Origin of the sequence: Sorangium sp. So ce281 (genome assembly GCF_051527395.1) — a bacterium.
Taxonomy (GTDB): domain Bacteria; phylum Myxococcota_A; class Polyangia; order Polyangiales; family Polyangiaceae; genus Sorangium; species Sorangium cellulosum_B.
Genome location: NZ_CP150322.1, coordinates 1,192,440 through 1,214,376 on the forward strand (window position 1 = coordinate 1,192,440; position 21,937 = coordinate 1,214,376).

17 protein-coding genes are annotated in these 21,937 nt (G+C 73.1%); 11 read left to right on the plus strand and 6 right to left on the minus strand.

Features of this window, described 5'->3' with window-relative positions:
- Positions 1-1,311 precede the first annotated feature (1,311 nt).
- The 9 genes from rpsL (at position 1,312) to rpsS (ending at position 8,244) form a co-directional block, all read left to right on the plus strand.
- Positions 1,312-1,710, plus strand: coding sequence for a 30S ribosomal protein S12 (rpsL, locus tag WMF27_RS04430; protein ID WP_012233473.1), 399 nt, complete (start codon positions 1,312-1,314; stop codon positions 1,708-1,710).
- Between the two features lie 37 nt (positions 1,711-1,747).
- A complete protein-coding gene (gene rpsG / locus WMF27_RS04435) occupies positions 1,748-2,218 on the plus strand; it encodes a 30S ribosomal protein S7 (protein ID WP_012233474.1) in 471 nt (156 codons plus the stop codon).
- Positions 2,219-2,523: 305 nt separating this feature from the next.
- Positions 2,524-4,638, plus strand: coding sequence for an elongation factor G (gene fusA / locus WMF27_RS04440; RefSeq protein WP_437761497.1), 2,115 nt, complete (start codon positions 2,524-2,526; stop codon positions 4,636-4,638).
- 9 nt (positions 4,639-4,647) lie between these two features.
- Entirely contained in the window at positions 4,648-5,838 is a 1,191-nt protein-coding gene (gene tuf, locus WMF27_RS04445) for an elongation factor Tu (protein ID WP_012233037.1), read from the plus strand.
- A gap of 10 nt (positions 5,839-5,848) precedes the next feature.
- A complete protein-coding gene (gene rpsJ, locus WMF27_RS04450) occupies positions 5,849-6,160 on the plus strand; it encodes a 30S ribosomal protein S10 (protein ID WP_012233476.1) in 312 nt (103 codons plus the stop codon).
- A gap of 13 nt (positions 6,161-6,173) precedes the next feature.
- Complete coding sequence (rplD, locus tag WMF27_RS04455; RefSeq protein WP_012233477.1) at positions 6,174-6,797, plus strand: 50S ribosomal protein L4; 624 nt, start codon at positions 6,174-6,176, stop codon at positions 6,795-6,797.
- A gap of 15 nt (positions 6,798-6,812) precedes the next feature.
- The gene (locus WMF27_RS04460) at positions 6,813-7,109 is read left to right on the plus strand and encodes a 50S ribosomal protein L23 (protein ID WP_012233478.1); all 297 of its coding nucleotides are present in this window, start codon (positions 6,813-6,815) and stop codon (positions 7,107-7,109) included.
- 2 nt (positions 7,110-7,111) lie between these two features.
- Positions 7,112-7,942 carry a 50S ribosomal protein L2 gene (rplB, locus tag WMF27_RS04465; protein WP_437761496.1) on the plus strand — a complete coding sequence of 277 codons (831 nt, stop codon included), beginning with the start codon at positions 7,112-7,114 and terminating at the stop codon, positions 7,940-7,942.
- 2 nt (positions 7,943-7,944) lie between these two features.
- Positions 7,945-8,244, plus strand: a complete 300-nt coding sequence (gene rpsS, locus WMF27_RS04470) for a 30S ribosomal protein S19 (protein ID WP_437761495.1) — start codon at positions 7,945-7,947, stop codon at positions 8,242-8,244.
- Between the two features lie 127 nt (positions 8,245-8,371).
- On the opposite strand, the gene WMF27_RS04475 is transcribed toward rpsS, so the two are convergent.
- The 6 genes from WMF27_RS04475 to WMF27_RS04500 all read right to left on the minus strand — a co-directional run bounded on the left by WMF27_RS04475 (position 8,372) and on the right by WMF27_RS04500 (position 18,836).
- Positions 8,372-9,418, minus strand: coding sequence for a tetratricopeptide repeat protein (locus WMF27_RS04475; RefSeq protein ID WP_437761494.1), 1,047 nt, complete (start codon positions 9,416-9,418; stop codon positions 8,372-8,374).
- Between the two features lie 5 nt (positions 9,419-9,423).
- Complete coding sequence (locus WMF27_RS04480; RefSeq protein ID WP_437761493.1) at positions 9,424-13,650, minus strand: protein kinase domain-containing protein; 4,227 nt, start codon at positions 13,648-13,650, stop codon at positions 9,424-9,426.
- Positions 13,651-14,023: 373 nt separating this feature from the next.
- Complete coding sequence (locus WMF27_RS04485; protein WP_437943866.1) at positions 14,024-14,674, minus strand: tetratricopeptide repeat protein; 651 nt, start codon at positions 14,672-14,674, stop codon at positions 14,024-14,026.
- Positions 14,674-16,140: a protein kinase domain-containing protein gene (locus WMF27_RS04490; RefSeq protein ID WP_437761491.1), complete on the minus strand. Its 1,467-nt coding sequence runs from the start codon at positions 16,138-16,140 to the stop codon at positions 14,674-14,676. The genes WMF27_RS04485 and WMF27_RS04490 overlap by 1 nt, the downstream gene beginning before the upstream one ends.
- A gap of 132 nt (positions 16,141-16,272) precedes the next feature.
- Positions 16,273-17,697, minus strand: a complete 1,425-nt coding sequence (locus WMF27_RS04495) for a GDSL-type esterase/lipase family protein (protein WP_437761490.1) — start codon at positions 17,695-17,697, stop codon at positions 16,273-16,275.
- Positions 17,694-18,836: an SDR family oxidoreductase gene (locus WMF27_RS04500; RefSeq protein WP_437761489.1), complete on the minus strand. Its 1,143-nt coding sequence runs from the start codon at positions 18,834-18,836 to the stop codon at positions 17,694-17,696. The genes WMF27_RS04495 and WMF27_RS04500 overlap by 4 nt, the downstream gene beginning before the upstream one ends.
- A gap of 321 nt (positions 18,837-19,157) precedes the next feature.
- On the opposite strand from WMF27_RS04500, the gene WMF27_RS04505 reads away from it, so the two are divergent.
- Together WMF27_RS04505 and WMF27_RS04510 are read left to right on the plus strand one after the other, a co-directional pair.
- Entirely contained in the window at positions 19,158-20,939 is a 1,782-nt protein-coding gene (locus tag WMF27_RS04505; RefSeq protein ID WP_437761488.1) for a hypothetical protein, read from the plus strand.
- The gene (locus tag WMF27_RS04510; RefSeq protein ID WP_437761487.1) at positions 20,936-21,868 is read left to right on the plus strand and encodes a 3D domain-containing protein; all 933 of its coding nucleotides are present in this window, start codon (positions 20,936-20,938) and stop codon (positions 21,866-21,868) included. The genes WMF27_RS04505 and WMF27_RS04510 overlap by 4 nt, the downstream gene beginning before the upstream one ends.
- Positions 21,869-21,937 lie beyond the last annotated feature (69 nt).

Genomic DNA, 21,937 nt, shown 5'->3' on the forward strand with positions numbered 1-21,937 from the left:
GGGCGCCGGCTCCGGCGAGGGCGCCGCCTCTGCTGTCGGCGCCCCCGCGGTCGGCGTCGCCCCCGCTGCCGTCGTCGCCACGGGCGGGGCGGCGGCCGGCTTCGGTGCGCTGGTGCGCTTCTTCGGCGGGGCGGCTGCGGCTGCTCCGGTGGCCGCTCCTGGTGGTGGAGAGGCGCTGGCAGCTGTCCCCTCTGGCGGGGCGCCGGCTGCAGCACGCTGTGGGGTTGCGGCGCGCGCCCTCTCCGCTGCGGGCGGTTCGGCGGTGACGATCGTCGGCGGCGACGAGTCGACGGGAGGTGGTGCCGGCAGCTCGTCGGTCGCCGTCGGCGCGGCGGGGGACGCGGCGGACGGCTCCGCGGCGTGTGTCTTTGCCGGAGCGGCTCCCGCGGGCTCCGGGTCAGCGCGCGCTGGGGCGCGGGGGGACTGCGCGGCGAACACGATCACCGCGGCGAGCGCCACGAGGCCCAGGAACACAAGGAGCGCGCGATCTCGCTTCGGCTTCGTCTGTGCGCTTCCGCCGCGCGCTCGCGCGGGCTGCGCCTCGACGCCGCCTCTCCGATGGGATCGATCGCCGGCGTCGCGCGCCCGCGCGGGCGCCGCGCTGCTCGGCGCAGCGGCGCCGCTTGTGCGCGCGCCGCGCGGGTCGTCGCCGCTTCGGCTCGCCGTCGGATCGACGCGCGCCACCGCAGGGCCTCGCGCCGTCGCGCCGTCGCCCTGATCGCCGCGCGACGAGCGCTCCGCGCCCCCCGTGTCCACGCCGGACGCAGGCCTCGACGCTGCGCTGCTCTGCGGCGCCTTGCGCCGGCTTTCTTTGCGCTGGGAGCGTGAAAGCTTCTTCGCCACGCAGCGACCGTACCGAACAGCAGGCGGGCCGCCAAGGGCCCGCGGCGCGTGTCGGCGTCCGACTCGTGCCGCGCGCGCAGGCTCCCGCCCGTCCCGGGAGCCGCGGTCGCACGCCGAGCGCCCCGTCGAACGAGACGCACGGACGGCCCCCGCCGCGCGCCGCGACCCACGAGCCCTTCGCGCGCGGCCGGGACGCGCGGAACACGGCCTCCGCAGGCGCGGCGGGACCGACGCGCCCGACACGAACGATGCCGCGCCTCGGCCAGCGCAACGGACGCAACGGGCGCAACGGACGCGAGCGATGCGACCGACGCGAGCGACGCGACGCGACCGACGCGACGCACGGGATCGACGCGAACGAACGGCGCGCTGGCGTATCCAACACGAACGGGTGTCGTCCCGCTTGACATGGGTCGCCTCCTGGGTATCCTGCGCGTCCCCATCCCTCAGGTGGAAATACGCGTCACTATGCCGACCATCAGCCAGCTCATCCGCCAAGGCCGCGAGGCCGCTCGTTACAAGACGGCCTCTCCTGCGCTCAAGTCCTGCCCGCAGCGGCGAGGCGTGTGCGTACGTGTTTACACCACGACGCCGAAGAAGCCCAACTCAGCGCTCCGCAAGGTCTGCCGTGTCAGGCTGAGCAATCAGATGGAAGTGACGAGCTACATCCCGGGCGAAGGCCACAACCTGCAGGAGCACTCGGTCGTCCTCATCCGCGGCGGCCGTGTTAAGGACCTGCCGGGCGTGCGCTACCACGTCGTCCGCGGCACGCTCGACGCGTCCGGCGCTGCCGGGCCTAGCTCCACCAACAAAGCGACCCGCAACCGCAAGCGCTCGAAGTACGGCGTGAAGCGCCCGAAGGCCTGACAGCCTCAACGCGCGAAAGCCGAGCAGAGGAACGAAGATGCCCCGTCGTCGCGAAGTCCCGAAGCGGAAGATCATTCCGGACCCGAAGTACAAGGACAAGCTCGTCGCCAAGTTCACGAACTCCCTGATGCAGTCGGGCAAGAAGGCGACCGCCGAGGGGATCCTCTACGGCGCGTTCGACATCGTGCGCGACCGCTTCAAGGAGGAGCCGATCGACGTCTTCCGCAAGGCGCTCGACAACGTGAAGCCGAAGCTCGAGGTGAAGAGCCGGCGCGTCGGCGGCGCGACCTACCAGGTCCCCGTCGAGGTCCGCCCCGAGCGTCGCGTCGCGCTGGCGATGCGGTGGCTCGTGACCTACTCGCGCGGCCGCGGCGAGAAGACGATGCGCGAGCGGCTCGCCGCCGAGCTCGTCGACGCGGCGCAGAACCGCGGCAACGCGGTCAAGAAGCGCGACGACACGCACAAGATGGCGGAGGCCAACAAGGCGTTCGCCCACTATCGCTGGTAGGTCAGCGATGCCAGCGCAGATCCCGGATCTGCGCTGGTTCGTCATTTCAGGTCCCATCCCCAGGCGAGGAGACGCGTAGAGCGAGATGGCACGGCTGACATAAGGATCGGGTTACAGAGCCGGTCCTCTCGAGGGAGCGCGACAGCGCCCGCCCTCGCGGGACCTAGAAAAGCTGCTGCTGTACCCCGACACCCTCTCCAGGTTTCAAGTGCCCGCCACAACGGAGGCGGGCCGGGCTGGAGAGGGTGTTTTGCATCCTGAGTCCGAAACCCTCACCCCACGCATCACACGACGGAGAAGGAAAAGTGGCACGCGAGTACAGCCTGGAACGGACGCGCAACATCGGGATCATGGCCCACATCGATGCGGGCAAGACCACGGTCACCGAGCGCATCCTTTATTACTCGGGTGTCAACTACAAGATCGGCGAGGTCCACGAGGGCGCAGCCACGATGGACTGGATGGTCCAGGAGCAGGAGCGCGGCATCACCATCACGTCCGCCGCGACGAACTGCTTCTGGGCGCCGGAGCAGGGCCCCGAGAAGGGCGTCTCTCACCGGATCAACATCATCGACACGCCCGGTCACGTCGACTTCACCATCGAGGTCGAGCGGAGCCTCCGCGTGCTCGACGGCGCGGTGGCGGTGTTCGACGGCGGCAACGGCGTCGAGCCGCAGAGCGAGACGGTGTGGCGGCAGGCGGACAAGTACGGCGTCCCGCGCATCGCGTTCATCAACAAGATGGACAAGGTCGGCGCCGACTTCGACATGTGCGTCGACTCCATCCGCGAGCGCCTCGGCGCGAACCCGGTGGCGATCCACTACCCGCTCGGCGCGGAGGACTCGTTCCGCGGCGTGATCGACCTCGTGACCCTCCGGGCCGCCGTGTTCGACGAGGAGACGAAGGGCCAGCGCTACGACTGGCAGGAGATCCCGGGCGACCTGCTGCCGCGGTGCAAGGAGCTCCGCGAGAAGCTCATCGAGGCGTGCGCCGACGCGAGCGACAAGGTGATGGAGAAGTTCATCGCCGGTGAGCTCGACCAGATCACCGAGCAGGAGATCCACGCGGCCATCCGCGCGGGCACCCTCGGCTTCAAGATCGTCCCGGTCCTGTGCGGCTCTGCGTTCAAGAACAAGGGGGTCCAGCTCCTGCTCGACAGCGTTGTGAACTACCTGCCGTCGCCGGTCGACATCCCGGCCGTCGAGGGGACGCTGCCCGACAAGAAGGACAAGGTCGTCTCGCGCAAGGCGAGCGACGAGGAGCCGTTCGCGGCGCTGGCGTTCAAGGTCATGAACGACCAGTTCGGCAACCTCACCTTCTTCCGTGTCTACTCCGGCACGACGAAGAGCGGCGTCAGCGTGCTCAACTCGACGCGCGGCAAGCGGGAGCGCTTCGGGCGCATCCTCCGCATGCACGCGAACAAGCGCGAGGAGATCGACGTCTGCTACGCGGGCAACATCTACGCTGCCGTGGGGCTCCGCGACACCCGCACCGGGGACACTCTCTGCGAGGAGAAGAACCCGATCGTGCTGGAGCGGATGGAGTTCCCCGACCCCGTGATCTCGATCGCCATCGAGCCGAAGACCAAGGCCGATCTCGACAAGCTCGGGCTCAGCCTGCAGAAGCTCGCCTACGAGGACCCCTCGTTCCGCACCTTCACGAACGAGGACACGGGCCAGACGATCATCGCCGGGATGGGCGAGCTCCACCTCGAGATCATCGTCGACCGCCTGAAGCGCGAGTTCAAGGTCGACGCCAACGTCGGCAAGCCCGAGGTCGCCTACCGCGAGACCATCGCGAAGAAGGCGACCGACGTGGAGGGGCGCTTCGTCCGGCAGTCGGGCGGGCACGGCCAGTTCGGTCACGTGAGGATCGACATCGAGCCGGCGGAGCGCGGCGCGGGCTTCGTGTTCGAGAACGACATCGTCGGCGGCATCATCCCGAAGGAGTTCATCCCCTCGATCGAGAAGGGCATCCGGGACGCGATGGGCCGCGGCGTGCTCGCCGGCTACCCCGTCGTCGACATCAAGGTGCGGCTCCACTTCGGCAGCTACCACGAGGTCGACTCGTCCGGGCCCGCGTTCGAGGTCGCCGCGTCCATGGCCTTCCAGGACGGCGCCAAGAAGGCGGGGCTCGTGCTCCTCGAGCCGATGATGGCCGTCGAGGTCGTGTCGCCCGAGAACTACCTCGGGGACGTCATCGGGGATCTCAACTCGCGGCGCGGCCGCATCCTCGATATGGGCCAGCGCGCGAACACCCGGGTGATCCGCGCGGAGGTCCCGCTCGCCACCATGTTCGGTTACGCGACCGACGTCCGTTCCAAGACGCAAGGCCGCGCGACCCATTCGATGCAGTTTTCTCATTACGCACCGGTTCCAGCAGCGATCCAGGAAGAGATCGTCGCCAAGCAGCGAGGTTAAAGAGACGCCATGGCCAAGGAGAAATTCACTCGTACGAAGCCGCACGTGAACGTGGGCACCATCGGTCACATCGACCACGGCAAGACCACGCTCACGGCGGCGCTCGTCAAGGTGCAGTCGAAGCGCAACCTGGCGAAGGCGATCTCGTACGCCGACATCGCGAAGGGCGGGACGGTCCGTGACGAGACGAAGACGGTGACCATCGCGGCGGCGCACGTCGAGTACGAGTCGGCGAACCGCCACTACGCGCACGTCGACTGCCCCGGGCACGCCGACTACATCAAGAACATGATCACCGGCGCGGCGCAGATGGACGGGGCGATCCTCGTCGTGTCGTCGCTCGACAGCGTGATGCCGCAGACGCGCGAGCACGTGCTGCTCGCCCGGCAGGTCGGCCTGAACCACATCGTCGTGTTCCTCAACAAGTGCGACGCGGTGGACGACCCGGAGATGCTCGACCTGGTCGAGATGGAGGTCCGCGAGCTCCTGTCGAAGTACAAGTTCGACGGGGACAACGCGCCGGTGGTCCGTGGCGCGTCGCTGCCCGCGCTTCAGGGCGACCCGAAGTGGGAGGAGACGATCCAGCAGCTGCTCAGCGCGCTGGACAGCTACATCCCCGAGCCGGTGCGCGACATCGACAAGCCGTTCCTGATGGCGATCGAGGACGTGTTCTCGATCAAGGGCCGCGGCACGGTGGCCACGGGCCGCATCGAGCGCGGCGTGATCAAGGTCGGCGACGAGGTGCAGATCATCGGCTTCAAGGACACGAAGAAGTCGGTCGTGACCGGCGTCGAGATGTTCCGCAAGCTGCTCGATCAGGGGCAGGCGGGCGACAACGTCGGGTGTCTGCTCCGCGGCGTGGAGAAGGAAGAGATCGAGCGCGGCCAGGTGCTGGCGAAGCCCGGGTCGATCACGCCGCACACGAAGTTCACCGGTGAGGTGTACGTCCTCAAGAAGGAGGAGGGCGGGCGCCACACGCCGTTCTTCACCAACTACCGGCCGCAGTTCTACATCCGGACGACGGACGTGACCGGCACGGTGAACCTCCCCGAGGGGGTGAAGATGGTGATGCCGGGCGACAACATCACGATGACGATCGAGCTCATCGCCCCGGTCGCGCTGGAGGAGCAGATGCGCTTCGCCATCCGCGAGGGCGGCAAGACGGTGGGCGCCGGCGTCGTCACCAAGATCCTCGCGTAGGAAGAGCACCATGGCTGATACAACCAAGATCCGGATTCGCCTGAAGGCCTTCGACCACCAGCTGCTCGACAAGTCGACGAGCGATATCGTCGAGACGGCGAAGCGGACCGGGGCGCACGTCGCGGGGCCCATCCCGCTGCCCACCGAGATCCGCCGTTACACGGTTCTTCGAGGGCCCCACGTCGACAAGAAGTCGCGCGAGCAGTTCGAGATCCGGACGCACAAGCGGCTTCTCGACATCATCGAGCCGACTCAGCAGACCCTCGACGCGCTGATGAAGCTCGACCTTTCGGCCGGCGTCGACGTCGAGATCAAGAGCTAGGAGTCCAGGTACCATGAAGGTTACCGTTTACAACCTCAAGCGGGAGCAGGTCGGCGAACTCGACCTCTCGGACGAGGTCTTCGGGACCGAGGTGAAGGAGCACCTCTTCTACGAGGTCGTGAAGGCGCAGCTCGCGTCTCGCCGCTCGGGCACCAAGGCCACCAAGGAGCGGAGCGCGGTCGCCGGCTCCACGAAGAAGCTCTATCGCCAGAAGGGCACCGGCCGCGCTCGCCAGGGCTCGATCCGCGCGCCGCACCACGCGGGCGGCGGCATGGCGCACGCGCTGGAGCCGAAGGACTGGTCGTACCGTCCGCCGCGCAAGGTGCGGATCGGCGCCCTGAAGAGCGCGCTCTCGCTCTTCGCGAAGGAGGGCCGGCTCATCGTGCTCGACAGCCTCGAGGTCTCCGAGATCAAGACCAAGGCGATCGCTGCCACGCTGACGACGCTGCAGGCGGATCGGAAGTCGCTGGTCGTCGACACGGCCGGCAACGACAAGCTGGTGAAGAGCCTCCGCAACCTGGAGAACCACCAGTACCTGCCGCCGGAAGGGGTCAACGTCTACGACCTCCTCAGGCACGACCACCTCATCGTCTCGAGGGACGCCGCCAAGGCGCTCGAGGCGCGTTGCCTTCGCTAGTCAGGGGAGTCCGACATGCAGCCCGAGCAGATCATCCGCCGGCCAATCATCCTCACGGAGAAGTCGAGCCGGCTCCGCGACCAAGGCAACAAGGTCATCTTTGAGGTCCGCCGCGAGGCGAACAAGATCCAGATCAAAGACGCCATCCAGACGCTCTTCAAGGTGGGTGTCGTGGACGTCAACACGCTGATCATGCGCGGCAAGGACAAGCGCATGGGGCGCGGCTACGCGAAGCTGCGCAATTGGAAGAAGGCGATCGTCACCCTCAAGGAGGGTGACGAGATCCAGTTCTTCGACGAGAAGGCGGAATAGCGATGGGAATCAGATCCTTCAAGCCGACCTCGCCGGCGCGGCGTTACTACTCGGTCAGCGACTTCAAGGAGATCACGAAGGTCGAGCCCGAGCGGTCGCTGCTGGAGCAGCAGACGTCCACCGGCGGCCGGAACAACAACGGCCGGATCACGTCGCGGTTCCGCGGCGGTGGTCACAAGCAGCGCTACCGGATCATCGATTTCCGGCGCGACAAGATCGGGGTCCCGGCGAAGGTCGCCGCGATCGAGTACGACCCGAACCGGACGGCGCGCATCGCGCTCCTGCACTACGTGGACGGCGAGAAGCGCTACATCCTGGCGCCCGACGGCCTCGCGGTCGGGGCGACGCTGCTCGCGAGCCGGAACGCGGACATCAAGCCTGGCAACAGCCTGACGCTCCGCTTCATCCCGCCCGGCACCTCGATCCACAACGTCGAGGTCAAGAAGGGCAAGGGCGGTCAGCTCGTGCGCTCGGCCGGCGTGGCTGCGCAGCTCATGGCGAAGGACGGCGACTATGCGCAGGTCCGCCTCCCGAGCGGTGAGATCCGCAAGGTGCACCTCGATTGCCGCGCCACGATCGGGCAGGTGTCGAACCCCGAGCACGCGAACATCAGCCTCGGCAAGGCGGGGCGTTCGCGCTGGCTCGGGCGCCGGCCGCACAACCGCGGTGTCACGATGAACCCCGTCGATCATCCGATGGGCGGCGGTGAGGGCAGGACGAGCGGCGGGCGCCATCCGTGCTCGCCGTGGGGTCAGCTCTCGAAGGGCCTCAAGACGCGGAACAACAAGCGCACCGACGGGATGATCGTCCGGCGGCGCGGGACCAAGGGTTAGTCATGCCGAGGAGCATCAAGAAAGGGCCCTTCATTGACGGTCACCTGCTGGAGAAGATCCAGGCGGCCCAGGCGACCAATGCCAAGAAGGTGATCAAGACGTGGTCGCGCCGCTCGACGATCCTGCCGGAGTCGGTCGGCCTGACCTTCGCCGTGCACAACGGGAGGAAGTTCGTTCCCGTGTTCGTGACGGAGAACATGGTCGGCCACAAGCTGGGTGAGTTCGCCCCGACGCGCACGTTCCACGGCCACTCCGGGGACAAGAAGTCCAAGGTCGGCAAGGGCGGCCCGGGCGGTCGCTGATCGCTCCGCGTCAACCGCGAGCGCATCGACATGAAGCGGGCAGGGTCGCAGCAGCGGCCCTGCCCGTTCCTTTTTGCGCAGCTACGGCCTGAGCGCCGCCAGCACGGGCGTCTCCGTCGCCGCGCGCCTAGAAGGTGCTGCGTAGACCGGTGAAACCGGGGCCGACGAGCAGCTGCGTCGAAGCCGTGGCGCTCTGCGAGCCGCCGGCGCCGCCTCCGGTGAAGCTCAGGATGAGCAGGGTCGTGCCCGTGACGAGCCCGAGCGCGCCGACCACGACGCCGATGTTCGCGACCGTCTTCTGGGTCTTGCCGGCGTCGATGTCGTCCTGGCGATCGGCGGGGCAGGGGCCCCCGCAGGTCTCGGTGAGATCGCTGTAGGTGCTGTTCGCCATCAGCCCGGCGACGGTGAACATCGCGAGCCCCGCAACCCCCACGCCGCCAGCGGCGTAGGCGTAAGGCCGCAGGTACGCACGCGGCGAGGGCGCTTCCGAGAAAGGCGGGCTCGGGCCCTCGTCGAGGAGCGCCGGAGCGCCGGAGCCGGCCTCGGTCGGGCCGCTCGGCTCGGCGTCGAGCGCGACGGTCTTCGCTTCGCCCGCCGAGAGATCGACGGTCTGCGGCGTCGAGGTGAGCTTGGTGCGCAGGACGATCTCGGTCTTGCCGGGCTTGACCGGGAACGGCTTGCCCCACCGCTCGCGCGGGACGTCCTTGCCGGCCACCGCGAGCGAGGTCGCCGCGTCCGGGTGCGCGACCGTGACCGTGACGAGGGCGATCTTGCGCGCGAGCTCGTCGCGCTCCAGCTGCGCCGTCTGCTCCGTCTGGGCATAGCGCGGCTCGTCCTTCGCCCGGGACGCGGCCTCCGCCGCGACCTGATCGAACTCGAGGTACGCCTCGATGTGATCGCCCAGATCCGCGAGGCAGCGCGCGATGTAGAGGCGGGAGTTCGGGCTCGGCACGGTGGCGTACGAGGCCCGGAACTGCTCCAGCGCAAGCGCGTAGCGCTTGCTCTCGTAGAGGGCGGCGCCCTTCTTGAAGTGGTTCTGCGCCTTCTCCACCGCGTCCGGCGCGGGCGTCGCCGCGGCGCCGTCCGCGCCGGCTGCGGGCCCGGGGAGCGTGCACAAGCACAGGCAAGATGCCGCACCGAAGAGCAGCGCACGGAGCCAGGGTCGAGATCGCACGGTGTTCAGATACCCGATGGGTTGTACTTCTTCTTGGGGGTGGGTTTGCCGGTCGTTGCTGGCTTGGGCGCAGGCTTCGCCGGCGTGGCCGTCGTCCGGGGGCGCGTGGTCGACGGTGGGGGCGACGCCTGCGGCGCGGCGACGGGCTGCGCCGTCGCTGCCGCGGGCGCCTTGGCCGCCTGGGAAGGCGCCGGCGCCGCCTCGGGAGGCGTCGCCGAGGCCTCGGGAGGCGTCGCCGAGGCCTCGGGAGGCGTCGCCGAGGCCTCGGGAGCGGGCGGCGACGCCGGCTCCGCCGCCTGAGGCTCCGCCGGCGGAATGGGCGCAGCCGGGACGGCCTCCGCCGGAGCGGCGGTGGCGGTGGTGTCGGCCGCCACGGCCGCGGGCAACGCATCGACGCGCGCCTTGCCGATCTCGGGACGCGAGCGCTCGTCGCCGCCGCGCACGACCAGCGCGACGGCCCCGAGCGCCACACAGAACATCGCCGCGCCGGCCACGATCAGCTGGAGCCGCTTGCGCCGCTCCCCGGTCTCGAACGATCGGTCGACCGCCGTGACCTCGCCGGCGTCGTTGGCGAGGCTCCGCGAGCCGCCCCTCGCGAGGCGTTCGCTGAGCGCTGCGGCCCGGGACGCGGGCGGATCCGCCGCCGCGAGCACCTTCGTGGCGGGCACGCCGGCCGCCGGGAGGATCCGCTTGGCGGACGGGCCGAGCGGCTTGCCCTCCCGGGCGGCGGGCCGCGGGCTCACCGGCTCGGCCGGCTCGCCGGGCGCGACGTCGGCCTGCAGGGCGGGCGCGATGATGAGCCGCGGCGGCACGCCGGCAGGCTGCGCCGGCACGGCGATCTCTTCGAACGAGATCGGCTCCAGGCTGACCGGCGGCTCCTCGTCCTTCTCCGCGGTCGGTGATGCAGGCCCTCTGCTGGACGCCTGGCCGGCGCCGGCTGGCGCCGCTGCCGCAGGGGGAGAGCCCGCGGCGGCGGCGGGACCGCCCTCGCGCGAGCCCGCGCCGAGGTCGGCCAGCGCAGCGTGGCCCTCCAGAGAGGCCCCGGGCCGGCGCTCCGAGTTCACGGCCGCGCCTGCGTCGACGGCCGCGATCGCGTCGCGGAGCTCCTGTGCGCGCTTCTCCTGGATCTCGCCGATCGCCTGCCGCACGAAGGCCGCCACGTCCTCGTCGGTCGTGGGTTCGCCGAGCGTCGACGCGACCTGGTCGATGGCCCGCTGCATCTCCGCGCACGTCGAGAAGCGGCTCTCGGGGTCCTTCTCGAGCGCCTTGAGGATGATCCTGTCGAGCTCGGGGTGGATCGCTCCGTTCAGGTCGCGCGGGGGGAGCGGGTTCTTGATGGTGATGTTCTCGATGGTCGCGAGCTCGGTCTCGGCGCGGAAGGGGTGCAGCCCCGTCGTGAGCACGTACAGCAGCGCGCCGAGCGAGAAGATGTCGCTCCGGCGATCGATGGGGAGGCCGCCGAGCTGCTCCGGCGAGAGGTACGGCGTCTTCCCCTTGACGATGCCGCCAGCGCGCGTGACGTGCAGGCGCCCCTTCGACTTCGCCACGCCGAAGTCGACGATCTTCACGAACCCGGCGGTCGAGATGAGCACGTTCGCCGGCGAGATGTCCCGGTGGACGAGGTCGAGCAGCACGCCGCTGTCGTCGCGGAGCTCGTGCGCGTTGTGGAGCCCGGCGCAGATCTGCGAGGCGATGCGGAGCACGATCCGCTGCGGGATGCCCCCGAGCCGCTTCGCGGCCTTCTGCAGCGTGCCGGCCGTCTCGCCGTCGACCCACTCCATCACGATGTAGAGGACGTCGTCCTCCTCGCCGAGGTCGAGGATCTCGACCACGTTGGGGTGCCGGATCCGCGCCGCGACCCGCGCCTCGTCGAGGAACATCGACTCGAAGTCGGGGTCGTCGGAGACGTCGGGCAGCATCGTCTTGATGGCGACGATCTTCTTGAAGCCGCGGGTGCCCTGGAGGCGCGCGGCCCAGACGGCCGCCATGCCGCCCTTGGCGACCGGCATGAGGATCTCGTAGCGGCCGAGGGTGCTCCCCGGGCCCAGCTGGTCCACGGCCGACGCCGCGCGACCCCAGAGCTTGTTCGGGCCCTGCATCCCGGTCGGCGTGGCGACCGTCCTGCTGGAGGTCGATGCCGGACCGTTGCCGCGCGCGCCCTCCTGCGTCGCAGCCACCGCGGGCGCCCCGCCCGGAGGCGCGGCCGCCGCCGGCGGGGGCGGCGGGGTCTTCGCTGCGACAGGAATGGCAGGCGCGGTGGCCGACGCGGGCGCGACGGGGGGCAGCGGCTGAGAAGACGCGGCCGGCGCGGGCGCAGCGGGCGGGAGGGGCGCCGACGGTGTCACCGGCGCGCGGCTCGTGGCCGTCGCCAGCGGCGGCGCGGGCGTGGCGGCCGCGCGTGGCGCCGGCGTCACGGCGGGCACCACGGGCGTGCGGCGCGTCGCAGCGGCCGGCGGCGGCACAGGGACCCGAGGCGTCGGAGGGCTCGGCGTGTGCGCTGGCACGGCGGGCGCTGCAGCGGCGGCCTTGCCGTGCGTCTCGGGCTGCGCCGGCGACGCCGCGCGAGCCGGCGGCGGCGGGCGAGGCGGCCTCGGGGATGGCCCTCCCGGGGCAGGCGTCCGCGGCTTCGGCGCCGTCCCTTCGGCCGGTGTCGGCGTCGCCCGCGTCGCCACGACGGGGGCGCCCAGATCGCCCGGGCGCGGCGCGGCGGGCCGCGCGGGCGGCTGCTCCTTCGCCGTGGCCGCCCCCGTCGCTGCGGCGCGCTCGGTGCTCGCCCCGGCGGCGGCGCGGTCCTCCGTCCCCTGGCCCGACGGCTCGATCCGCGGAAGGGTCTGTGCGGGACGCCGCGGCCCGGGCAGGTCGCGGGCGGGGACCTCGTCCGCCGAGCCCCACCCGGTGTCGACGCTGGCGTGCGCCGCATCGGTGCCCGCAGGTCCCGCGCCGTTCGACGCGCCTGCGCCGACCGCTGGCTTGGCCGCCAGGCCGTTCTTCGGCGCGGCGGCGTCCTTCGTCGCCGTCGCGCCGCTCGTCGGGCGAGCCTGGCTCGCGGCGAGCGCGCCGCCCGCGGCCACCGGCGGCGCGCCAGGCGTCGCCGCGCGCGCGCGCGGCGACGGCGCGGTGATCGCCTGACGCGGGCCGTCGCCGCGGGGGGAGAGCGCGCCGTCGGCCGCGGGGCCCGCCACACCCACCAGCGTCATCCCTCGTGCGCGCGGCGGCGGCCGCGGCTCGTCCGCGCGAGCGGGGCTCGCCATGGCCGCCGCGATCATCGTCCTGCGCGGCTCGATCGTTTTGCCGGCCACCCTGCTCACCGCCGCGGCCACGTCCTCATCCCCGGCGATCCGCCCTGCTCCCGCGGCCTCCAGCGCCGCGAGCATCGCCGAGGCGCTCTCGAAGCGGCGCGTCGGATCGCGCTCGAGCGCCGTCTGGACGACCTCGACGACCTCGGCCGGGACGGCGCCCCCGGCGAGCCCCGCGAGCTGCGGGATCGGCGCCGACTGCACCTTCTGGATGACCGCGGCCTCCAGCTTCGACGAGAACAGCCGCTGCCGCGCGAGCAGCTCCCAGAGCACCACGCCGACCGAGAAGAGATCCGCGCGCGGATCGAGCGGGGCTTCCGCGTGCGCTGCCATCGCCTTGACCCGCTCGGGCGCGGCATAGGCCAGCCGATCGGGGTTCCTCGTCCCCATGGGCGCGAGCCCGGCGATGGCCCGCGCGACGCCCAGCCCGCCGACCCGGGTGACGCCGTCGATGCCGACGGAGACGTGGGTCGGGTTCAGCTCGCCGTGAACGAGCGGCGCCGGCTGCGCCGTGTGCGCGGACGCGAGCGCGCGCAGCGCGTCGATCGCGATCCGGAGGGACACCGGCGGCGGCAGCCCCTCGGCGCCGGCCGCCGACACCAGCGCGCCCAGCGGCTCGCCCTCCACGTACTCCGAGACGATGAAGACCTCGCCGTCCGCGATGCGGGCGTCGAGCACCGAGAGCACGTTGGGGAAGCGGACCTGCTGCGCCATCCCGGCTTCGCGGAGGATGCTGTCGGCGGTCTCGGCCCTCTTCGTGAGGTGCCGGTAGATGCGCAGGATCGTGACGGGCGGCGCGCTCTTCGCCTCGCCCTCGTCGGTGGACGCCCGCGCCAGCCACGTGGAGCCGATGCCGCCGCCGGAGAGCTCTCTCAGCAGCTCATAGTTGCCGAGTCGCGAAGCAGAGCCCGCACCGGGCGGCCTGTCGAGCGCCATGGGATTCGCATGCTATCAGGACGTCAGAAGCTGGATCCAGCGTTCACGGCCGATGACTCGGCGAGTTTGGGCCTGTCCGGAGCGTCCTGTCAGGTGGGCCTCGCATGGGATCCAAGCGTGCGCTGGACGGTCGGGCCAGCGCCGCGCGTGCGGCGAAATGCCGCGTGCTCGCGCGATCTCGCCGGCGTGTGGGCGCTGCGCGTGCGGCCGGGCACACGCCCGCGACGAGCCGCAGGGCCGCGCGGCGAGGGCGCTCCGCGAAGGCGCGCCACCGCTGCGCGCTCATGTCCGGAGCGAGGGGCGCGGGCCCCCTCCGCTCACACACTGGTGCCGGGGTGTGGGGAGCTCGGTGCGGGGCGCGGGCTCGGCGAGCTCAGGGGCTGGACACGCTGGACACGCTGGACACGCGGAGCGCGACGGGGTGAACGGTCAGCGTCACGAACCTGGTTCGGCGCTCGTGGCTCGAGAAGGCGCTCGCGGCGACGGGGATCCCGTGCCGGAGCGCCACGGCCACGTGAGGGCCCGGATCGACCCGGATTGCCCGCGACGGCTGCGTCACCTCGCCGTCGAGCAGCAGGGTCACGCCGTCGGTCGCGCCGGCGAGGTTCAGCACGATCCTCGGCATCCGTCCCGCGAGGTCCTCGAGGCGCGCGTCGATCTCGGCGAGCACCCCCGGCGACGCCTTCCGCGCGTCCGCGTCCGCGATTGCGCGCGCGTTGTGGTACGTCCGCTCGGCCGTGCGCAGCCGGCCGAGCCGCTCGTGACAGAGGCCGATGTGGTACGTCACGTTCGCCGTCGGCCGCCGGCGGGCGATCGCCTCGAACCTGTCCAGCGCGTCGGCCCAGCGCCCCGCGATCTCGAGCGTCAGCCCCTGCGCGAACTGGAGCCTCAGCGCGCGCGTCGCGCTGTCGTCCTGCGCATGCAGCCAGGAGGGCGAGAGCAGCGCCCAGCAAACGAGCCCGGGCGCAGCGGCGCGCCGCCAGCGGCGTCGGCGAGGAGCGGTGATCGGTGCGGCGCTGGTCATCAGAACCCGGGGCTCGTGATGCGGGGTCGAGACGGCCCGCGCGGCGCTTGCCCGCGCGGGGGCTTGTCCTCGGAGGCCGGCGAGACGTCGTCGCTGCCCGGGTCCCGCGAGGCGCGCTCGGGCGAGCCCGGCGCGCCGCCGCGGCCCGCCGCGCTCCGAGGCGGCGCGCCGCTGCTCGTCGCCTCGGGCGCGCTGGCGCCGCGCCGCCAGGCGGCGCCGCTGTCGGCGAAGGCCGTGGCCAGCACGGGGCGGAGGCTCTCGCGCGTCGCGCTTCCGGGCCCCGCGTCCGCCTGCTCCCGCAGCGCGGCCGAGCTGAGCGCCGCCGCGAGCGCCGCGGCGCCCGCGAGCCGGATCGCCAGGATCGTCCTCGCGCGGCGCGCCGCGCCCTGCGTGGCGGCAGCGCCCTGCGTGGCGGCGGCGCCCTGCGTGGCGGCGGCGCCCTGCGTGCGCCCGATCGTCGTCGCCTCCCGCCACCGAGGCGCCCGCGGCGCCCGGGTCCAGAGCCGCTCGAGGGCGCGAACGGCGAGCCTCGGGGGCGCGGCGAGCGCGCCGCGGGCTCGCGTCACCTCCCCGGGCCGCGAGCCTGCGGCCGGCGGCGAGAGGATCACGATCGGCGCGGGCGCGCTCGCGCCGAGATCGTCGAGCGCGGCCTGGAGATCCGCGCGCAGCGAGGCCGCGTCCGGGTAGCGCCGCGCCGGGTCCTTCTCGAGACACCGGCCGGCGATCTTCCGGAGGCGCGGCGGGATCGCGCTCGGCAGCGGCGCGGGCTCGGTCTCGAGGATGCGCCGGAGGACCGCGTGGTGGTTGCCTCCCGTGAACGGCTGCGCGCCGCTGAGCGCCTCGTAGAGCATGACGCCGACCGCCCAGAGATCGGCGCGCGCGTCGATGGTGCGCCTGCCGAGCGCCTGCTCCGGGCTCATGTACGAGGGCGTCCCGAGCAGCTGCCCGTCGATGGTGATGGCGTCGCCCGCGCCCGTGAGCTGGCTGATGCCGAAGTCGACGATCTTCGGCACGATCCCCTCGCCGGGGACCGTCGCCATCATGATGTTCTCCGGCTTGATGTCGCGGTGTACGACGCCCTCGGCGTGGGCGGCCGAGAGCCCGCAGCACACCTCGATGAGGACGGGCACCACCTCCTCGGGCGGCAGCGGCCGGTTCGGCTGGAGGCGGTCAGCGAACGGCGAGCCCCGCAGGAGCTCCAGGGCCAGGAACAGGTAACCCTCGTCCTGGAGCTCGCCGGCGTCGACGACGCCGACGATGTTCCGGTGCTGGAACTTGCCGATGATCTTCGCCTCCCGGATGAAGCGCCCGACGACCTGCTCGTCCCGGAGCGCCGGGGACAGCTTGAGCGCCACGTCCCGGCCGATGAGCTCATGGCGCGCCCACCACACGCTCGACATCCCACCCGCGCCGATCTGCCGGATCAGCCGGAAGCGACCTCCTGCAACGTCCCCGGCATGAAGCATGTGCCCCCTTCGCCCATCGCGCGTGAGAAGCCTTCACGCCGATCGAGCAACGACAGCGGAAAGCACGACCAAGGCCACCGGGCCGGCCGCCCGCCGTCGGCGTCGAACCGACCCCGGCGGCGGCGACGCTCGTCAGGGGCGATAGCGCTCCAGGAGGTCGTTCGAGAGCTTCACGCCGAGCTCCTGGTAGCCGCGGAAGGTCAGGTGGACGCCGTCACGCGACGCGCGCGGCGGGCGCTCGCGGTACCAGGCCTCGATCGAGCCCCTTCCGCCCATCGCCTGGTACGTGTCCCAGAACGCGCAGCCGCCCTCCCGCGCGGCGTCGCGCAGGACGTCTCGGACGACGGGCGTGCGCTCCGGCGCGTCCCTCCGGTCCGTCGGCGCGAGCACCAGGCAGTCGACGTCGGGCTCCACCCTGCGGGCGCGGGCGAGCAGCTCGGCGAGCTGCTTCGCGTAGAGGGAGGGATCCGTGGTGACGTCGCCCGCCTCGTTCGTGCCGTACTCGATCACGACGAGCTCCGGCGAGCGCCGCGCGAGCTCGGCGGCCCAGGCGAGCTCGCTCCACCGGAGCGGCGTCGCCAGGCGTGCGCCGTTGATGCCGAGCGTGTCGAGCACCACCCCGGCCCCGGCCTCCGGATCGCGCTCGACGACCAGCCCGCAGAGCTCGGCCCCGCCCGACGGCGCGACGCCGAGCTTCACCGCGCCCACGCTCGCCAGCCGCGTGTGCTGCAGCGCGCCGGGCGCCTCGCCCGCGGCCGCGCGGAGCACCTCGCTCGGGCCGCCCTCGATCGTCACCGCGACCTCGTCGGTCGGCGCGCTCGGGCGGAAGCACACGTCCCAGAGCAGCCGCGCGGAAGGCGCCGCCGAGGTGAGCGAGATCTCCGCGCGCACCGGGGCCGTCTGCGCGCCGAAGAGGATGCCCCCGAGCCCGAAGACGCCGTCGTCCGCCGGCGTGGAGCCGCCCGGAGACTTCGGGCGGGTCCGCCACTTGCCGTCGGCCGTGAGCCGCGCGCCGTTGTGGCGGTAGGCGGCATAGCCGAGGTGCACGAAGCCGAGCCCGCCGTCGCCGAAGCGCCGCTGCAGCGCGGCGCGGACCGCGCCGCTCCAGAAGTCCGCCGCCGCGTGCGAGTCGCCGAGCCAGGCGATGCGCACGTGATCCCGGCGGCGACCCTGCTCGAGCGCGCGGAGCGCCGCGAAGAAGTGGGCGTAAGCCCCGTCCTCGGGGCGCAGCAGATCCAGCTCGGGCGGGCGCGCCGGCGCGGCCTCCGCGGGGCTCGGCGCGGCTGTTTCCGGGGCGGGGGCCTCCGCGAGGCGCGGCGGGGTCGAAGGCGCGGGCGGCGCGGATCCCACCTCGGGCGCGGGCGGCGCGACGTGCTCGCGCGTCGCGCTGCAGCCGAGCGCCGCGGCCGCGAGCGGCGCCGCGAGCAGCGCCGCGAGGGCGCGCCGCGACGCGGCGGAGAGGGGCCGCGCCGGCGCTCGCCGCCGCGGGGCGCGGCAGGGCGCCGCGCGGCGCTCCGGGATCTGCGCGCGGGCTGCGGGGCGGGCTGCGCCCCTCACGACAGCGGATCCTCGATGTCGGGCTCGGCGTCCGCGCTGATCTCGATCTCCTGGCGCTCGCGCCGCTCGCGGACGCGCTCCTGGACGGCGCCGACGAGCACGTCGACGTACGACTCGAAGGGCGGGCACGCGATCCCCGCGGCCGTGAGCACGAGATCCGCGTTCCGGGCGTCGTAGCGCACCGGGGTCATCAGCTGCTCGACGAACGCGCGCGGGCTGCGGACGAAGCGCTCGATCCCGGGCGTACGGAGCAGCGCCTTGGCGAGGTTCGACGGGATGTGACCGCGCGCGGCGCGGCGGCCGCTCGCCCGCGCGATGAGATCGAAGACCCGCCGCGCCGACAGCGGGTGCGGGTCGGCGATGTGGAGCGTGCGACCCAGCGCGAGGCGGTTCAGGCCGATCGCGTGGGACGCGCGGACGACGTGATCGATCGGGACGATGTTGAGCGGCACGTCGCCGCGGCCGGGCATCGGGATCGCCATGTCGGCCGGCGCCGCCATGATGAGCAGCACCAGGAGGTACAGGCCGTCGAGCCGGTCGATCTCCCCGGTCGTCGCGTCGCCCACCACCGTGGTCGGCCGGACGACCGCCGCCGGCACGTGGCGCATCGCCCGCCGCACGAGCACCTCCGCGCGCATCCGCGTCTCCTCGACGGGGTTGCGGAACGCCTGGCCCGCCTCGAGATCGTCCTCGTACACCGTCCCCGTCCGGTCCCCTGCGACGAACGCGGTCGATTGATGGACGAGGCACTGGAGCGAGGTGCAAGCGCGGGCGAGCTCGATCACCTCGGCCGTCCCGACGACGTTCACGGCGTGGGCGGTGCTCTGGTCGGCCCCGGCGTGGCCCACGTGCGCGAGGTGATGGATCCGGTCGACCTCGCGGGCCAGCTGCCGGAACTCGGCGCCCGACAGCCCGAGATCCATCGCCGCGACGTCCCCCTCGAGCAGCACGAGGCGCTCGCGGTCCGCCGCCGGCAGCGCGTCCCGCTCCGCGCTGGCCTGCGCCGACGACTTGGCGAGCACGACGGCAACCACGAGCGTGCGCGGCTCCGACGCGAGGATGTGCTGCAGCATCTTCCGCGCGATGAACTTGGGGAAGCCGGTGATGAGCACCACGCTGTCGTAGCCGGGGCGAGGCATCGGCTGGAGCTTACCGCAGCGGTGCGCCTGCTCCGCAGCTTTCCGCTGACGCCGCCTCGCACGAGCGCAGGGGTGATGGGGGCAGCTGCCACGCTGCGCGCGCCGTCCGGCCGGGGCGTGCACCCGCGGCTGCAGCCAAGGGCGTTCGCCATCCGCCACCGCGGCCCGGCGGTTCCTCGCTCGGTCGATGGGACGTGCCCGGGAGTCGCCTCCCCGCGCACGAGCCGCCCGGCGAGGACCTCCCGTGCGTCGCCCGGCGCGCACGCTGTGATTTTGCAGGTTCGTGGTCGATCGCAGCGGGAAGGCGCTACCGTTCGGGTCGTGATCGCGCGATCGACCTCTGCCGTGCGCCGCGGCGCTGCGGCGCTCCTGGCCACCGTCCTCGGCCTGAGCGCGGGCGCTCTGGGCTGCAAATCGCCTGGCGCGCCGTCCGACGCCGGCGCCGCGGCCCTGAGCCCCGTGCCCGCGCCGGCGGGGCTCATCGCCGAGGCGTTCCTCCCGACGCCGGACGCCACGTGGGCCAGGGCGCGCGCCCTCGTCGGCGGCTCGGCGGCGCTCCTCCCGAGCAGCGCCGGCGCCCTCGCGGCGTCGCTGCTCGGCCTGCCCATCACCGTCGCGTCCGAGATCGACGGCGGGGTGCCGGTGCTCGGCGCGGCCGTGGAGGCCGCGGATGGGGCGCGCCCGCGGGCCGCGCTCGGCATCCACGTGAAGGACGGGGGGCGCTTCATCGACCAGCTCACGCGAGGCGAGGGGGCGCGCTTCCGCGCGAAGCCCGACGCGGCGACCGCCATCGCGCTGCTCGAGCCGCTCCAGGGGGCGAGCCCGGTGGCCCTCGGCGTCCTCGGCAACTACCTGCTCGTCGCGGAGACGCCGGGCGACCTGATCTCCCTGGGCCCCTACGTCGCGCGGACGATGCCGCAGGCGCAGGTGCCGAAGGAGGATCTCGCGGTCGAGATCCCGAGGGCCGCGCTCGAGGGCCCGGTGCTCAAGGCGGCGCGGAGCGCCTGGGACAAGGCGCGCGGCCCCGACGGCGCGCCGCGCGCCACCGCGGTGCCGCTCGGCCCGATGATCGAGAGCGCGCTCGCGATGCTCGGCGATCTCGAGCGAGCGCGCCTCACGCTGGTGCTGGACGAGAACGCGCACCTGCGCGTCTCCGGAACGCCGAAGCCAGGGGGCGGTCCGGCGTCGAAGGCGTCGGCCGAGCTCGCCGTCGGCGACGTGAAGCCGCTGCTCGATCTGCCCGCCGACTCGCTCGTCGGGATCCTCGTCCGCGATCGGGCCGCGACGCGCGCCGAGGACGTGCCCAGGCTCGTCGACGCCCTCGCTGGGCTCGTCGAGGGCGACCTCCCGGCCGCGGAGCGGGAGCGGGTCGGCGCCGCGATCCGCGCGGCGTCGGACGCGCGCGGCGACTGGTTCGCCGGTGGGCTCCGCTTCGACGGCGCGGGTCCCACGGCGTTCGTGCGCGCCGCCGTGGGCGACCGGGCCAAGCTCGAGGCCTCCATCCAGGATCTCCTCGGGAGCGCGGAGATCCCGCCGATCAAGGCCGCGCTGCAGCGCGAGGGGCTCCGGGTCTCCACGGCCAAGGCGGCGCTCCCGCTGCTCGACGGCGACGTGCGGCGGGTGCGGTTCGAGCGGACCGCCGGGGCGAGCGCGCCCGCCGGCGCGGGAGGGGCGCAGGCGCGCAAGGGGCCGCAGGGCGGAAAGGGCGGGCCCGCCGCGCAGGGAGCGTCGCTGCCGCCGTCGTCGATCGAGCTGCTCTACCTGGTCCGCGACGACGGCCTCTTCGCGTCCGTCGGCAACGATCCGGGCGCGGGGCTCCGCAGCGTGGTCGGCGCGCTCCAGGGAGAGCGCCTCGGCGAGATCCCGTCCATGAAGACCGCGCTGGCGCCGCTCGGCTCGGACATCGCGTTCGCGCTGGTGGTCGAGCCGCTGCGGCTCGTCGCGAGCCGCCTTGGCCAGCCGGGCGCGGGCGACACCGCGCCCGTGGTGATCGCGGCCGGCGCCGCGCCCGAGAGCGCCGGCTCACCCGCCGCGTTCTGGGCGCGCGCCGACGTCGCCGCCGCGGCGATCCGGGAGCTCGCCCGGCTCGGAGGCGCCTTTTGACGAGCGCGGCACGCGCGCGAGCGCTCGTCCTCGGCGGGATCCATGCGTTCCTGCTCGCGCTCCCCGCGGGGTGCGCGACCAAGGGGGGCGCGGACTGGGTCCACGACGGCTCGAGCGAGCCGCAGATCGCGCGCGGAGGCGGCGGCTGGCTCCACGAGCCCTCCCCGGACGACGGCGATCGCGACCGGCGCGCCAGCGCCGCTGTCGGCAGCGCGCCCGGCGAGGCGCAGGCCGAGCTGGGCGGCGCCGCGGGCGCGGCCTCGGCGCAGGACGACCCCGTGATCCTCGTGCGCGAGCACGGCCGGCCCGCGCGCGCGACGCCGGCGCCGCAAGCGGCGCCGGGGCTCGCGCCCGGGATGTTCCGGAACACCTACTACGACTTCCCGAGCGAGGGCGGAGGGCCGAAGGATGCGGTCCTCTACGACGCTGCCTGCGGGACGCTCGCGAGCGTCCCGCGCGCGTTCCACGACCAGGTCTGCGTCCAGGGCAGCGGCCGGCTCGCTTCGGGTGACACGGTAAGCTTTGCGCGACGCGGCTGCGCGTGCGCCGATGTCTGCCCGCGCACCGGCCAGCAGGTCTGCTTCGAGCGGCTCGATCCGCGGCGGTTCCCGTATGGCCGCGGCGCGACCGGGCGCCCGATCACGCCGCTGCGCACGGTCGCGGTCGACTCGAGCGTCATTCCGCTCGGCACGCCCCTCTTCGTGCCCGAGCTCGTCGGGCTGCCGCTCCCGGGCGGGGGCCGACACGACGGGTGCTTCGTCGCCGAGGATCGCGGCATCAAGGTCGTCGGGCGGCAGATCGACGTCTTCACGGGCGATCCTGCGGTCACCGCGCGCCTCAACGCGCTCTTCCCGTCGAACCGCGGCGTGCGCCCCGTGCTCGACGACGCGCGCTGTCGCGCGATCTTCGCCGCGCGGGGGGCCTCCTGAGCGCGGTCTCCCGCGGCGCCGGCGGGGGCGCCCGCGGAGGGAGCGCGAGGGACCGTAAGGCCGGCCGCC

What these genes read in the sequence shown, in the direction of transcription:
- rpsL (WP_012233473.1), top strand. Translation starts at nt 1,312, where the DNA reads ATGCCGACCATCAGCCAGCTCATCCGCCAAGGCCGCGAGGCCGCTCGT.
- rpsG (WP_012233474.1), top strand. Translation starts at nt 1,748, where the DNA reads ATGCCCCGTCGTCGCGAAGTCCCGAAGCGGAAGATCATTCCGGACCCG.
- tuf (WP_012233037.1), top strand. Translation starts at nt 4,648, where the DNA reads ATGGCCAAGGAGAAATTCACTCGTACGAAGCCGCACGTGAACGTGGGC.
- rpsJ (WP_012233476.1), top strand. Translation starts at nt 5,849, where the DNA reads ATGGCTGATACAACCAAGATCCGGATTCGCCTGAAGGCCTTCGACCAC.
- rplD (WP_012233477.1), top strand. Translation starts at nt 6,174, where the DNA reads ATGAAGGTTACCGTTTACAACCTCAAGCGGGAGCAGGTCGGCGAACTC.
- WMF27_RS04460 (WP_012233478.1), top strand. Translation starts at nt 6,813, where the DNA reads ATGCAGCCCGAGCAGATCATCCGCCGGCCAATCATCCTCACGGAGAAG.
- rplB (WP_437761496.1), top strand. Translation starts at nt 7,112, where the DNA reads ATGGGAATCAGATCCTTCAAGCCGACCTCGCCGGCGCGGCGTTACTAC.
- rpsS (WP_437761495.1), top strand. Translation starts at nt 7,945, where the DNA reads ATGCCGAGGAGCATCAAGAAAGGGCCCTTCATTGACGGTCACCTGCTG.
- WMF27_RS04480 (WP_437761493.1), bottom strand. Translation starts at nt 13,650, where the DNA reads ATGGCGCTCGACAGGCCGCCCGGTGCGGGCTCTGCTTCGCGACTCGGC.
- WMF27_RS04485 (WP_437943866.1), bottom strand. Translation starts at nt 14,674, where the DNA reads ATGACCAGCGCCGCACCGATCACCGCTCCTCGCCGACGCCGCTGGCGG.
- WMF27_RS04490 (WP_437761491.1), bottom strand. Translation starts at nt 16,140, where the DNA reads ATGCTTCATGCCGGGGACGTTGCAGGAGGTCGCTTCCGGCTGATCCGG.
- WMF27_RS04500 (WP_437761489.1), bottom strand. Translation starts at nt 18,836, where the DNA reads ATGCCTCGCCCCGGCTACGACAGCGTGGTGCTCATCACCGGCTTCCCC.